General features: G+C 44.0%; 12 protein-coding genes and 1 pseudogene. 12 read left to right on the plus strand and 1 reads right to left on the minus strand.

All coding sequences use genetic code 11. The features are described 5' to 3' along the window. Positions 1 to 9 precede the first annotated feature (9 nt). From filD to filF, 3 genes are read left to right on the plus strand one after another with little or no spacing between them, the layout of a single operon-like run. Complete coding sequence (gene filD, locus MWG72_RS09045; protein ID WP_004279160.1) at positions 10 to 1,674, plus strand: putative pilus system OmpP1/FadL family transporter FilD; 1,665 nt, start codon at positions 10 to 12, stop codon at positions 1,672 to 1,674. A gap of 7 nt (positions 1,675 to 1,681) precedes the next feature. Beyond that, positions 1,682 to 2,821 carry a putative pilus assembly protein FilE gene (gene filE / locus MWG72_RS09050; RefSeq protein WP_247143840.1) on the plus strand — a complete coding sequence of 380 codons (1,140 nt, stop codon included), beginning with the start codon at positions 1,682 to 1,684 and terminating at the stop codon, positions 2,819 to 2,821. Between the two features lie 21 nt (positions 2,822 to 2,842). Beyond that, on the plus strand, positions 2,843 to 4,774 hold the full coding sequence (gene filF, locus MWG72_RS09055) for a putative pilus system protein FilF (protein ID WP_247143841.1): 1,932 nt from the start codon (positions 2,843 to 2,845) through the stop codon (positions 4,772 to 4,774). 60 nt (positions 4,775 to 4,834) lie between these two features. Here filF and MWG72_RS09060 read toward each other — a convergent pair whose 3' ends face one another. Further along, entirely contained in the window at positions 4,835 to 5,383 is a 549-nt protein-coding gene (locus MWG72_RS09060) for an NUDIX hydrolase (RefSeq protein ID WP_243475454.1), read from the minus strand. Positions 5,384 to 5,506: 123 nt separating this feature from the next. Here MWG72_RS09060 and MWG72_RS09065 point away from each other — a divergent pair, with 123 nt between their 5' ends. The 9 genes and pseudogenes from MWG72_RS09065 to MWG72_RS09110 all read left to right on the plus strand — a co-directional run bounded on the left by MWG72_RS09065 (position 5,507) and on the right by MWG72_RS09110 (position 13,655). After that, the gene (locus MWG72_RS09065; protein ID WP_004279164.1) at positions 5,507 to 6,115 is read left to right on the plus strand and encodes an NUDIX hydrolase; all 609 of its coding nucleotides are present in this window, start codon (positions 5,507 to 5,509) and stop codon (positions 6,113 to 6,115) included. Between the two features lie 24 nt (positions 6,116 to 6,139). Further along, on the plus strand, positions 6,140 to 6,667 hold the full coding sequence (locus MWG72_RS09070) for a gamma carbonic anhydrase family protein (protein ID WP_247143900.1): 528 nt from the start codon (positions 6,140 to 6,142) through the stop codon (positions 6,665 to 6,667). A gap of 136 nt (positions 6,668 to 6,803) precedes the next feature. Beyond that, positions 6,804 to 7,469 carry a tRNA (adenosine(37)-N6)-threonylcarbamoyltransferase complex dimerization subunit type 1 TsaB gene (gene tsaB / locus MWG72_RS09075; protein WP_247143843.1) on the plus strand — a complete coding sequence of 222 codons (666 nt, stop codon included), beginning with the start codon at positions 6,804 to 6,806 and terminating at the stop codon, positions 7,467 to 7,469. A 16-nt stretch (positions 7,470 to 7,485) separates the two neighbouring features. Continuing rightward, positions 7,486 to 8,310 (plus strand): undecaprenyl-diphosphate phosphatase, encoded by an 825-nt coding sequence (locus tag MWG72_RS09080; protein ID WP_004279167.1) that lies wholly within the window; start codon positions 7,486 to 7,488, stop codon positions 8,308 to 8,310. Beyond that, complete coding sequence (locus tag MWG72_RS09085) at positions 8,304 to 9,125, plus strand: class I SAM-dependent methyltransferase (RefSeq protein ID WP_276520271.1); 822 nt, start codon at positions 8,304 to 8,306, stop codon at positions 9,123 to 9,125. Before MWG72_RS09080 ends, MWG72_RS09085 begins: the two co-directional genes overlap by 7 nt. 120 nt (positions 9,126 to 9,245) lie before the next feature. Further along, positions 9,246 to 10,628 (plus strand): C13 family peptidase, encoded by a 1,383-nt coding sequence (locus MWG72_RS09090; RefSeq protein ID WP_121979674.1) that lies wholly within the window; start codon positions 9,246 to 9,248, stop codon positions 10,626 to 10,628. Between the two features lie 43 nt (positions 10,629 to 10,671). Further along, a complete protein-coding gene (gene fghA / locus MWG72_RS09095) occupies positions 10,672 to 11,508 on the plus strand; it encodes an S-formylglutathione hydrolase (protein ID WP_247143844.1) in 837 nt (278 codons plus the stop codon). Between the two features lie 120 nt (positions 11,509 to 11,628). Continuing rightward, positions 11,629 to 12,726, plus strand: a pseudogene (locus MWG72_RS09100) (YjgN family protein). Between the two features lie 11 nt (positions 12,727 to 12,737). Continuing rightward, complete coding sequence (locus MWG72_RS09110) at positions 12,738 to 13,655, plus strand: M48 family metallopeptidase (protein ID WP_247143850.1); 918 nt, start codon at positions 12,738 to 12,740, stop codon at positions 13,653 to 13,655. Positions 13,656 to 13,672 lie beyond the last annotated feature (17 nt).

Genomic DNA, 13,672 nt, shown 5'->3' on the forward strand with positions numbered 1-13,672 from the left:
GGGTGTCGTATGAAAAACATTCGACTTAGCCCGTTATTAACAGGAATTATTCTTGCGGGCTGTTCAAGTTATACCTTTGCACAATTGGGAACCAACCTTTCAGTTGATTTACGTGCACTATCCATGGGGAATGCCGTCACCGCAGATCCTCCAGGGGTCAATGCCATCCACTTTAACCCGGCTGCACTGACTAAAATTGATGGTCTGCAAACCGAACAGCAAATCATTGTGGCTAATTTTGATATCCAGCGTGAGTTTTCAGTACCGGCCGGATATAACGTATTTGGCTATTCTGATGATCCTATTGTCTGTAATGACGGTCCTGAAGTTTCATCTGATTTGTGTACCGATTTTAAAGGCCCAGTCAAAGGCGATGTGGAATATGTCAGCCTGTATGTTCCTTTTCTGAAAAAAATGGTGGATTTAGGCGAAGGTCTTCCTTTGACTGCACCCACGATGGGGATCGCATACAATCCCCCTGGATCGAAAGCCACTTATGCGACTGCTGTTTATGCTCCTCTCATGGCAGGTTTTGGTCATGAAGATGGGAACCCGGCAAACTTTATGGGACAGCAGGTTGCTTTAGAGCGGATTACCTATCTGTCACCATCCATCGGTTATGAGGTCAATGACCAACTGTCGATTGGTGCTTCTATCGGGATGTCTTATCAAGCCATCGGGATGAAAACGGACTTGCGTTTCCCGAATGAGTTGATTGGGATGTTGCGTATGATCGACGAAGTCGTGTGTACGCCGTTTAAAGAAAATTCCGACATTATTACAGATATTCTTTTGCTCGGGATCTGTAATGCGGATGAGGGGATGAACCCATTTGGCAAGTTTGGTCAAATGCAACTGGAGCTTGAGCAGAACTTAAGCCCAAGTTATAACCTGGGAATATTGTGGGAACCGCGCGAAGACTTTAGTTTTGGTATGGTGTACCAAAGTGCTGCAAAAATGCGCTTAAAAGGTAAATATCATATTGATAATGCCAAAGCTCCTCAGGAAATGATTAAAGGTTTAATGACCTCACCGACCGGCCAGATTCTGGCTGCAATTCTTGGATTTCCTAATTACATACCATCGAGTGAATCTGGTCTGGTGTCGCAGGATTTTGAATATCCGGCGCATTTTCAGGCAGGTATCAAATATAAAGTGATGCCAGATTTGCAAGTGAATTTTGATATTGGCTGGACAGATTACAAGGTCTGGGACGAATTTAAATTCGAATTTGATCGTACCATTTCAGCCCTAAAAATTGCCAAAATTTTGTCTGCCAATGTTACTGACTCAACCTTGGCTTTACCGATGGGATTTGAATCGCCGTGGAACTTTGGTATCGGGATGGAGTATTCCGCTACAGACCGTTTGAAGCTTCGGGCAGGTTATGAACCACGGACCAGTGCTATTCCAAAAAATAAGCGTAATACCATGGTACCGATCAATGGTGCACAGTTATTTGGTTTAGGTGTGGGTTACCGTTTTGATGCAGACACTGATCTGGATCTATCAATTGGTTTCTTGCGTAGCAAAGATCAGATTCCAGCAAATACCAGTAGTTTAGCCAACCAGACAGGGGTAAATAACCTGTTATTAAACCCATATGCAGGTTTAAACGTAAAAACAGATACCAAAATTACAATTTTAGGTTTGAACTATCGCACGCGTTGGTAAGGGAAAAATGATCAAGACAAGGAACGTTGGATTGACAGCGGTACTGGCATTAAATCTGGTATCCGTGTCTTTTTATACAAGCGCTAAAGAATTTATTACGATTATTGGTCCAGATGGCCGACCATTAGTCGTACCCCGTAATAATGCAGAGAAAAAAACTGAAGACAAATCTCGATTGTTGAAAAAAGTAGAAGCTGCAATAGTTCAGCCTGTAACTGTAAGACAAAACATAGAAAAATTGCCCGTCGTAGAAAATAGGCAAGTTAAACTTAAGCATGACCATAATATGGTTGTACAACCAGTACAACCAGTACAACCAGTACAACCAGTACAACTGCATACTGTGCAAGAAAAGATTCAGTCTAAACCACAATTAAAACCTGAATCTCAAGCTATTCAAAATCCTGATATTGGAGCTGGATCTTCTGTTGCTATTATACAAAAACCGGGATTTAGCCAGGTTGAAGGCATTGAATATGTGGATAGTGAGTATCTGGAAAATAAAGAATTTAATTTGGAAGGCAAAAAACGTTTCTATAGCATGCCCGAAGGAGTAGTAGATAAAAATATTGGAACTACCCGGATCCAGACAATTGAACGTGAAAAAGGGGTGGGACAATCCGTATTAAAATCCTTGTTTCAAACGCCAGAAGTAGATTCTGGTCCTGTGGTACTGGCTCAAAGTTATTATCGTATTTCACAGTCGGAGACCATCGAGAGCTTGGGCAAGCAGTGTTTTAATGATAAGAAAATTAAAAAAGCGAAAGAAATCAGCCTTAAAAAAGCAGTTAACCTCTGGCCTCGTGCACCTCTTAAAGCAGACGAATTTGATTTTGAAGTGGTAAAGCTTCAATCCGATATCCAGAATATTCAGATCAACTCTTATGCCTCTAGCCAGAAAAATCCAACGTATTATTGGCCTTTTGTTGTGTTTTTAGACAGTCATGGTTGTGTGATTGAAGGAGCGGGCGGTTTTAAAAATCAGGAAGGTCAGGCGAATATTATTCAACATGAGCGTATCGAAGGGGTTCTCCATATTCCGGCACAAACTGAATATGTATTATTGACGCCTTTGGCCTCCGCGATAGATATTGAAGACAAGATGCTGACAAATCATGGACAACTAAAATTAGTCGCCATTCGATAAGGACTATTCGAGTACAAAAAGATGAAAAATAAAATATTATTTCCATTTGTTTTAACCACACTTTTAACGGCACTGAGCGGGTGTGGTGGGGAAAGTGCCAATGTCATTCCAGAAAAAAACGATGAAGCCACGACCAATGGTACTTGTACCCCAGGTACAACTAACTGTGTGGAATGGGGGCTGGAATATCCGCTCGATGGTTTGAACTTTAACTGTAGTAGCGATACAGAAAATACCTTTATTACGTTATTTGACAGTAAAAATGGGGTTGCTTCTGGAACCTGTCAAAAGACGGATAATATTGAGTTTTATATTCAAAGTTTTGCTTCGCGCAAGATTAATTTAGGTCAAATTAAACTCAGCGATTATGCCGGTTTTAGTGCCCAGACCCAGCTGCCGCGTTTAAGTGTAATCGATATTGCAACTGGGATTGCTCGACGTCCGGTAGGGGATTTGGTGCCTAATGATCCTACCGTTCAGGTGGCCATGCGTTTGGTTAAAATTCTGCAAGCTTTGGCGCTAGAAGAAGGGCGTATTAATAATCCATCTGATGTACAACCTTTGTATATTACTGAAGAGATGCGTAAAGACCTGGCGAAAACCAGTGAGAATATCAATTTGATGGATGCCGATTTGGCGACCAAAATTAAAGATTTTGTTGATATCAGCACAATTTCGGATGAGGTGGCTTTTGCCACAGTTAAAAAGCTGGTAACGATTGCTAACGCAGCCGTATATCAGCCAGAATTTTCATTATTCTCAACTTCAGGCGTAATTGGTAGTAACTTGACGGGTTCAGATGGACTGGTGGGCTGTAATCAAAACCCTTGTGATATTAAGAATAAGAATACTAAATATTTATTTGGCCATTTCATGCTGATTACTGATCGCCAGGGCTATACCTTTGGCAGCGGCCTGCAATGGCGTGATACCCAGTTAACATTGGCTAAAGAAAATTTATCTTCCTTAGGGGGGATTAATGCTCAACTCATCCGTAAGGTGAAACCGGTACAAATGACCGCTGATCCGCAAAGTTCATGGATTCATCCAACCAGTAAAACCATTAACACGCCTTACCGTCTGAATATCGCAAATAATGCGACTCCGCTTGAGTTGTATCAAGGCAGATTATTGAATGATTATGTGATCGCGGGTAAAGAAGCTTTCTATAAAGTGGTGACTGACAAAAAATCGCTGGATACTTCCGATCAAGCCAACTTGGGGTTGTGGCGTTTGCAGGCCGATGGTGAAAACTATACGGGAAGCATTGATCTCTACAAGATTTTCCCGATTAGTTATCTAGATCGTCAGGTCTTTAAAACAGCGCAGAATGTGGCAGATAAGGAGAAATATATCTTCCCAATGTATGCCAATCTGGAATTTAAATTTACAGATACCACTGTCAGCCCAATTACTTTAGGAATCGTAATTGACAGCAATGGTGATGTACGCACCAATATGCAATCCTCTAGTAATTTCGCGACTGATCCGGTGAATGGCTGTCAAGGCGATGTGTTGGCAGATACGCTCTTAGATCATCAAGGCATACAACAATATCGCCTTGGAACTTTGGGACGTGCATTTGTCGCTGATAAAGCGGTTTCCATGCGCCTGATTTTGGCCAATGAAAAGTTTGGTAATATCAATGGCGCATTGGTAGGGGTAGACTCACGCATCCAGTCTTCACCGGATTCTAGGGATTCGATTGTGATCGGTGGTGCGCTGCTCAATTTGTCTAATGTGTTGGATACTAATGTGGGCCAGAATGGGCGTGTAACTTTCCTGAATTCGGCAGGTGATGGGGTACAATGGGCCAATACCTATGCGAGTTTTCAAAAAGTTTATAATAATAACAATGAGGGTGAAACACCGGCAGATATTAGCCTGGCAAAATTAAACGGTGGTTCGGTTGAGTTTAAACTCGCGGATTGCTATCAAGTCAAAGCTAAATAATATTCTTTAAAAATAAAAAAAATCCCATCTTAGTATGGGATTTTTTTATGGATGTTAGATTTAACCCGTGTGGTCTAGACGCGTGCCTAATGTTTCCAGATGCATTGGAAAAATATTATTTTTGCGGTCTTCAAAATAATGTCTGAGAGTATGTTCTACACTCGGGAAAGCAAGTTCAGTCCAGGGAATATCAGCTTCATCGAACAGACGGCTTTCGATGGTTTCTTCACCCGCACCAAATTTTCCATCAATCAGATTGGCTTTAAATAGCACATAAATCTGACCAATACGTGGAATGTTATACATACAGTACAATTGTTCAATGTCTACTTCAGCTTCGGCTTCTTCGCGGGTTTCCCGGGCAGCCCCTTGCTCCATGGTTTCAAACAGTTCCATATAGCCGGCAGGTAAAGTCCATAAGCCATAGCGTGGTTCAATGGCACGACGGCACAACAGTACTTTGTTTTCGAATAAGACTAAAGCACCACAAATCACTTTTGGATTAATGTAATGAATAGAGCCGCATGAATCACATACGCTGCGAATTTGCTGATCGCCCAAAGGAATTTTAGCAGTGGTTTTATGTCCACAATTCACACAGAAGTTCATATTCATCATCAATGATAAAAGTATGCTCAGGATAACTGAAAAAGCAAAATTTGGCATCATTTCTCTCCCGCCCCGACTAAAATCAGCTATGATGAAATTATGATCATCGTCAGGGTTGAAAGAATGGATGCATGTGAATTGACACAAAGGTTGCAGCAACGCTTACGTTTTTCCAAGCGTATCCGATCTGCGCATGCTGCCGTGTTGATTGCAATTACAGATGAAGCTGATCCGAAAGTATTGCTGACGCGCCGTTCAGCTTATTTGAATAATCATGCCGGAGAAGTCTCATTTCCGGGTGGCAAGCGCGATCCGCAAGATACCAGTAATATTGTGGTGGCTTTAAGGGAAGCCTATGAGGAAACGGCACTCAATCCTTTTGATGTGCATTTAATGGGTGATTTACCCATGCAAAAAGCCCGCAATGGCATGCTGGTCAAACCGATTGTGGGACTGATTCCTCCGCAAGTGAAGCTGATTCCACAACCGACGGAAATCGACCGGATTTTCTTTGCCTCATTGCAGCATTTGCTTGAAGTGACGCCTACGCCTTATGAAGTTCGCTTTGCCCAGCAATCTTTATATTTTCCGAGTATGCGGGTAGAAAATGAAGTGGTCTGGGGATTGACCGCACGTATGCTGATTTCTTTATTTCAATATGGGCTAGATTATAAAAAAGACTGGCCATTCTTGCTTAATTCTCCAACGTTTAAACGCTCCAAATTTTTTTAACCATTGAACAGGATTTTATCAATGTTGTACAAATTTCAGGGACACTTACCCACCGCTCTACATCAGCCCTGGGATGGCTGGGTAGCACCGACTGCAACGGTGATTGGACAGGTTGAACTTGGGCGACAAGTTAGTATCTGGTTCGGTGCCGTAGTACGTGCAGATAACAGTAAAATTAAATTGGGTGACTTTAGTAATGTGCAGGAAAATGCAGTACTGCATACGGATGCCGGCATCGAGATGAATATTGGCAATTATGTGACAATTGGGCATCAGGCTATGCTGCATGGCTGTACCATTGGAGATAACAGCCTGATCGGAATTCAGGCCGTCATTCTGAACAATGCCGTGATTGGCAAGAATTGTATTATTGGTGCCAATGCCTTGATTCCTGAAGGCAAGATTATTCCGGATAATTCCGTGGTGATGGGCTCACCCGGTAAAGTGGTGAAAATGCTGGATGATGACAGTATTCAAAAATTAACAATGAGTGCCATGCATTATGCCGAGCATTTTCAGAAATTTCAGGATTTGGAAGAAGTGCAACTCTAAGGCACTCTTTTAATGAGTGAATCATAAGCCTAGATTTTCTAGGCATTTTTGTATCTGTTTCGGGAAAATCTCGCGTAGCGGATATGAGTGGAGTATCATATCCGCGTTTTTTATATTCTCTGAATTAAGGTTGTGCATGAAAGTGCTGGCATTGGAGACTGCCAATGAGCAGTGTTCCGTTTCTGTAATCGATGATACTCAAGAACTATTTTTTCAGCTTGATGCGCGCGCCAAGGCACAAACGCAAACGATTCTCCCGATGATTGAACAAGGTCTGCAAGATCTTGGGCTGGCCATTGCTGATTTGACCGCGATTGCCTTTAGTCGTGGTCCGGGTTCTTTTAGCGGTGTGCGTATTAATGCTGCCGTGACTCAGGCCTTGGCTTGGTCAAATGATGTGCCGGTAATTCCGGTGTCAACTTTGCAGGCTTTGGCACAAGCAGCCTATCGTTTACACGGCCTCAAGGAAGTGTCTGCGGTATTGGATGCGCGCATGAGCGAAGTCTATATCGCGAGCTATCAACTGGATGCGAAGGGGATTATGCAACCGGTCGATGATGAGCAACTATTAAGTTATGCAGAAGGCAGCCAAGCTGTGCGCTTTACCCCGGTTGGCTCAGGTGCTGAACTGGTACAAAGCGAAACTTCAATTTATAAAGATGTGCATGCGACCGCACAGGATATTGCTAGCATTGCACGTGCAGCGGCGCAAGCAGAAAACTGGGTCAGTGCAGAATTGGCATTACCCGTATATTTACGCGATAACGCGTGGAAAAAAATTCCAGAACAAGGCAAAGCATAATTAATTAGGATAAAGCATGGATCTTTTACTGCTACTCAAAGCGGCCATCATGGGTATTATCGAAGGCATTACCGAGTTTTTGCCTATTTCCAGTACCGGCCATTTGATTTTGGCATCAGAATTAATGAATTTCTGGACCAAGGAAAAGAGTGATGTATTTGTCATCGCGATCCAGATGGGGGCAATTGCTGCCGTTATTTATGAATATTGGGCACGTCTTTGGGGTGCAGCGACCGGGATTGTCAGCGGTGAACCGCAAGGTCGCCGTTTAGGCATTGGCCTGATTCTGGCTTCTATTCCGATTATATTGATTGGTCTGACGCTGGGACAAACTGTCAAACAATTACTATTTAATGATATTGCAATTGCCATTGGTTTGATTGTCGGCGGTTTGATCATTATCTGGATTGAAAAGAATCCACCACAAGTCCGTGTCCATGAAGTTGAAGAACTCAGCATTAGAGATGCAATCTGGATTGGCCTAATTCAGGTTTTATCCTTGATACCGGGTACTTCCCGTTCAGGCGCAACCATTATCGGTGCGATGTTCCTAGGTGTGTCCCGTAAGGCAGCGACTGAATTCTCATTTTTCTTGGGTATTCCGGTCATTATCGGTGCTGGCCTGCTGGATCTTTATCAAAGCTATGATGTCTTAAATACGACTGAAGACTGGACCGTGATCGGAGTTGGGCTTCTGGTTTCCTTTATCTCGGCATTGATATTAATTCGTGCGCTGGTCGCTTATGTGGCCAAACGCGACTTTATGATCTTTGCCTGGTATCGTATTGCTTCGGGTCTGCTGATTTTATTATTTGCCTATACAGGTTGGAAATTATGGTAAGTGCGATTCGCTTATATGCCGAATCTGACTATCAAGAGAAAGCACAGCACTTTGAGGCTGTGCTTTCTTCTCGTGGGGTACAGGTCGAGATTGCAACCGTTGAAAAACTCAATGCTCGTTTTTTCCGTTTAAATCCTGAACTGGCCCTTTGTGTTGATGCTGACGGACTCTGGCTCTGTGCCAACGGCATGAAGATGCAACCGGACTGGCAAGCGGAAACCGGACGGTTAAAACGGGCTTCTTTAAAGTCAGAAATGATTGCACGCGCCTGTAATTTAAGTGAAAAACCAAGCTTAGTGGATGCGACTGCGGGTTTGGGACATGACAGTCTGTTGATGGCGCATTTAGGTGCGCAAGTGACTCTGGTTGAACGGCATCCGGTTCTATTCACCTTGCTTGAAGATAGCCATATACGTGCCCAGTCGGATGCATTCCTGAGTCAGGTCGTATCACGGATTCATTTGGTCTTTTCTGATTCAGCCGATTATCTGCAGCAACAGGCCCAGCAGCATAAAGTTGTCGATGTAGTTTATCTTGATCCAATGTTTCCGCAGCGGGATCAAAACCAGCAGGCAGTCAAAAAGCAGGCGCAGGTCAAAAAACAGATGCAGCTGTTGCATATGTTATTGCCTGAAGATGGTGAAATGGATCTGGGCGATAACCTTCTAGAACTGGCGCAGAAAATTGGCAAACGTGTTGTGGTCAAACGTCCGCGTCTGGCGGTATTTTTAGCCGGAAAAGAGCCAAATCATCAATGGCAAGGCGATGCTTGTCGCTTTGATGCGTATTTTCAGCATGAACTTGTAGCTGAATAGGATAATGGCTTCTTTATTAAGCAAAGATTTGTTATATATTTAAAATTAGCATTGATTAAATACTTATCAAGCATAAACTTATTCAGCACATTAGCGAGCCACTCATCTCCTTGAAATCCTATGATCGACTTTAAACCCTCCATTAATTTTTGGCACGATTTTAAGAGCAACCAAATTGCCGGGATGTGGTTATTTCTGGGGTCGAGGCGTTCTTTACAACTGGTCCGTCCATCCATCATGCAATTGGTGTTCTGGGGGATTTTGGGTGGCTGCGCCAACAGTTTGTTTAGCTGGCTCAGTTCAGGCCGTATGGGAGATTTTAACTCTCAAGGTCTGATCAGTTATGCACTTTGGCCTTTCATTGCCCTGATTGTCGGTATTTTTCTGTCACAGCGGGTCAATAATCCACGCCTGATGCTGGTGCCAGCCTTGTTGTGGCTGGTATTAGATACCCATATCATGCTGTTCCAGTGTCTGATCCAGTATCTGGGTGATCTGGATTATCTGCCTTATATCCTCTACGACTATATTCCAACGCTCTTTGTCATGCTGTTTGTCTGGCAAAGTCTGGCAGTCGTCTGGGTCATCTCGCGTGAATTAAAATGGCCGTGGTGGGAACGTGCGCTGATTATGCTGGCGACCTTGTTTACCCTGGTGGTCTGGCAGATTTCAGTTAAAGATCAGCCCATCTGGAAAGTTGAAGAAATTCCACCGAGTTTTGCCGAAGATGCTTTCTATGCCCAGCCAACTCTGCTGAACAAAGCGCTGGAAAATATCGAATACGGTGAATTCGCACAGTCGCACTGGTATTTCATGGGGGTGGCCGGAGCGAGCTATCAGGATGTATTCCATTCTGAAGTCGAGCGGATTAAAGAACAGTTTGATACCCGTTTTGGTACTTTTGGCCGATCGATTGCCTTGGTCAATCACCCAGCGACACGCACCACCATGCCGATTGCTTCCAAAACCAGTATGGAGCTGGCATTGCGCCGTATGGGGCAGCAGATGAACCGGGAAAGTGATGTGCTGTTTTTATATATGACCTCTCACGGTTTGCCGAATGTGTTCGAAATGGAAAATGCACCGCTGGATCTGGCACAAGTCGATCCAAAATGGTTGCGTGAAACACTAGATGCATCAGGCATACGTTGGCGAGTGATCGTAATCTCGGCATGTTTTTCAGGCAGTTTTGCTTCTGCCTTACAGAATGACAATACTTTGGTGATTACGGCTTCTGCAGCCGACCGTCAGTCTTTTGGCTGTTCGAATGAAGCGGATTATACCTATTTTGGTCGTGCGTTCTTTGATGAAGCCATGCGTGAAAATAGCAGCTTGCAAAGCGCTTTCGCACAGGCCACAGATACTGTAGCAAAATGGGAATCGGCTCAAGGCTTTGAGCCATCAGAACCGCAATGGGTCATCGGCAAGAATATGGAATTGATGTTGCCACAACTGGAGCAACGTTTATTTCCCCAGAACAGTACGGCAACAGCATCTCCCTAGATCAATGTCATCCACAGACCGGTTGCAATAATAAGGAATAGCCATGGAACTTATACAGAACAATAGAAGCTTTGAAGGTGAACAGCGCATTTATCGTTTTGATTCGCGCTATCTTAAATCCCCGACCAAGTTTGGCATTTTTCTGCCGCCTCAAGCTTTAGAAGGCCACAGCTGTCCTGCATTATTCTATCTGGCAGGTTTGACCTGTACTGAAGAAACCTTTGCCATCAAGGCACATGCACAGCGTCTGGCGGCACAGCTTGGCTTGATCCTGATTACACCAGATACTTCGCCGCGTGGCGAAGGTGTGGCAGAAGGCGACAACTGGGATATCGGTCAGGGTGCGGGTTTTTATATCAATGCTACCCAGGCACCATGGGCTGAACACTATCAGATGGAAAGCTTTATTGTCGATGAGCTTTACGCACTGGTCACTGAGGAATTCGTGATCCATCCCGGCAAGATCGGCATCTTTGGCCACTCTATGGGCGGTCATGGCGCATTGACTCTGGCATTTAAATATCCAGAAAAATTCAAATCTGTTTCAGCCTTTGCACCGATTTGTGCCCCGAGCCAGTGTCCTTGGGGGGACAAAGCATTCTCGAATTATCTGGGTACTGAGAAAGAGGAATGGCTGAAACATGATGCAACCGCTTTGGTTCAAGAAAAGGGCGCCTTATTTAGCGATATCCTGATTGATCAGGGTTTTTCGGATCAGTTCTATAGTCAGCTTAATCCAGCCTTGTTTCAGCAAGCTTGTGATGCCGTCAACCAGCCGCTAACTTTGCGTGAACATCAGGGCTATGATCATGGTTATTACTTTATTCAAAGTTTCGTAGATGACCATTTGCAATTCCATGCCGTGCAGTTAAATCCTTAAAGCAAGACTGCACACATCTAGCAGTACTAAAAAGATTAAAAAACCTCCAAAATGTTTTTACATTCTGGGGGTTTTTCTTTTAATATCAGGTGTATAAAAGTATAAAAAATTGGGGTCGTCATGCAGCAGACAGCAGACGGTATTCGTGTCAGTGAGCCATTATTTCCAGCTGCTTCAAGTTTTTCGACTGAAGCCACGCCTTCAGTCCGCCCCAAATATCAGCGTTATGGATTCAGATTTCATGGCAGTGCATCCGAATATTTTGGTATCTGGATGGTGAATCTGATGCTGACCATAGTGACATTGACCTTGTACAGCCCTTGGGCCAAGGCACGCCGTATGCGTTATTTCTACGGCAATACCCAATTTTTAAACCATCGCTTCGACTTTGTGGCCATGCCGAGCCGGATCCTGCTGGGTCGTCTGTTTGCACTGGAACTATATCTGGTTACCGTCGTACTGACCAACTATTCAATCCTTGCCACCAGTTCTTTATTAATGGTCGCTGCGCTGTGTTTGCCTTGGCTTATTCGGATGACGCTGAAATTCAAGGCCCGAAATAGCAAATATGGCAATGTGCGTTTTTATTTTAATGGCAGCAACCGCGAGGCTTATAGGGTCTTATTTCTAGCCATCCTGCTCAATATCTTTACTTTGCTGCTGTTTAGTCCGGTGATGATCTGGCTCTATAAACGCTATTGCTTTAATCATTTATCGATTGGTCAGTTGCAATTCAAGCTGAATATTAACTGGTCCAAGTTTATGTCTGCCGTTTATCTGCCCTTGGGGCTTTGCCTGCTGGTTGGTATTGGCTGGCTTGCAGCAGTAGTGTACTGGGTGGACCGGATTGGAACCAATTTGTTTAGTCTGGGTTTACTGCTTAGCTATCTGCTTTGTCTGGCGCTGGTCTGGCCGGTCATTTCTGCACGTTTATACCTCATTACCTGAAATCATGTGGAGCTCGGTCAAAGTTACTTTAAAACACGGGTCACGACCTGGCGCTATAGCTGGATTGTGCTGAGCAACTGGATGGTACGTGTTCTTAGTCTGGGTTTAATGACGCCTTGGGCTGCCATCCGTTTATATGAATATCAGTTAAAACACTTAGAGCTATATGTGGCAGAAGATGAAGCTAATCTTGAGCATATCTTGCAACCTGACCCGAGTGCTTTGGCCGATGAAATCCTGGACGTATTTGATTTCGATGCGTCGTTATAGAAGTAAATGTGATGAAACGACCTGTCGAAGTTAAGTTTTATGATGGAATTCTCGCTGAAGCTCGTCGTGCCTGGATTGTACCGGATCAGCAACAAGGGATTGTCCTGAAACTTGATGAGGATGTTCCAGCACAAGTTAGCGATGCAGATTTTTATTTTGCTTATCCGGACATGGCCTATATTGGTGGTGTCGGTGGTCGTAAACCGATTATTGAGCTGCCTGAAGAGCGTCGGATTGAGTTTTTAAGCAAAGCGCCGCATTGGCTCAGGATTAAACATAAAGATATTTATCATGCGATCTGGAAGTTTGAACGTTCACCGATCCTGATTTTCTTTTCCATGATCATCGTAATTAGTGCAGTGATTGTTATTTTAAAATGGGGGATTCCTTATAGCGCCAAACAGCTGGCAAAACTCCTTCCGGAGCAGACTCTGGTTGAAGTAGGCAACCGGACAGAGCAGCAGTTAATTGCCCAAACCCAACCAAGTACACTCCCGGCAGAACAGCAGACGCGATTAAAAACTTTGTATGAACAAAAGATTGCCGTTGGACCACCGGCAAAAATTATTTTCCGTCAAGGTGGATCAAGCATGGGCATGAATGCCGCAGCCATCCCGAATAACACTATTATTGTGACTGATGAACTGGTGAAAATCAGCGGCACCGATGAAGAAGTCCTTGCAGTACTGGCCCATGAACAAGGCCATCTGGTACAGAAGCACAGCATGCAAAAAGTGATTTCTAATCTGGGTGCGGCGGGACTGTTTGCCTTAGTAACTGGAGATTTAAGTGATGTGGTCACAGCATCTGTAGTCGTGTTGACTGATGCCGGATATTCGCAGGCGATTGAATTGGATGCCGATGACTGTGCCATGCAGCATTTGCATCAACAGCAGATTTCCAGTATTCATTTGTCTAACTTTTTGTAGCGGGTGGAAAATGCCAG

Source organism: Acinetobacter lwoffii (assembly GCF_022967985.1).
Lineage (GTDB): Bacteria > Pseudomonadota > Gammaproteobacteria > Pseudomonadales > Moraxellaceae > Acinetobacter.

Coding starts and splice junctions, on each gene's coding strand:
- filD (WP_004279160.1), top strand. CDS start 10: ATGAAAAACATTCGACTTAGCCCGTTATTAACAGGAATTATTCTTGCG.
- filE (WP_247143840.1), top strand. CDS start 1,682: ATGATCAAGACAAGGAACGTTGGATTGACAGCGGTACTGGCATTAAAT.
- filF (WP_247143841.1), top strand. CDS start 2,843: ATGAAAAATAAAATATTATTTCCATTTGTTTTAACCACACTTTTAACG.
- MWG72_RS09060 (WP_243475454.1), bottom strand. CDS start 5,383: ATGAACTTCTGTGTGAATTGTGGACATAAAACCACTGCTAAAATTCCT.
- MWG72_RS09065 (WP_004279164.1), top strand. CDS start 5,507: ATGGATGCATGTGAATTGACACAAAGGTTGCAGCAACGCTTACGTTTT.
- tsaB (WP_247143843.1), top strand. CDS start 6,804: ATGAAAGTGCTGGCATTGGAGACTGCCAATGAGCAGTGTTCCGTTTCT.
- MWG72_RS09080 (WP_004279167.1), top strand. CDS start 7,486: ATGGATCTTTTACTGCTACTCAAAGCGGCCATCATGGGTATTATCGAA.
- MWG72_RS09085 (WP_276520271.1), top strand. CDS start 8,304: ATGGTAAGTGCGATTCGCTTATATGCCGAATCTGACTATCAAGAGAAA.
- MWG72_RS09090 (WP_121979674.1), top strand. CDS start 9,246: ATGATCGACTTTAAACCCTCCATTAATTTTTGGCACGATTTTAAGAGC.
- fghA (WP_247143844.1), top strand. CDS start 10,672: ATGGAACTTATACAGAACAATAGAAGCTTTGAAGGTGAACAGCGCATT.
- MWG72_RS09110 (WP_247143850.1), top strand. CDS start 12,738: ATGAAACGACCTGTCGAAGTTAAGTTTTATGATGGAATTCTCGCTGAA.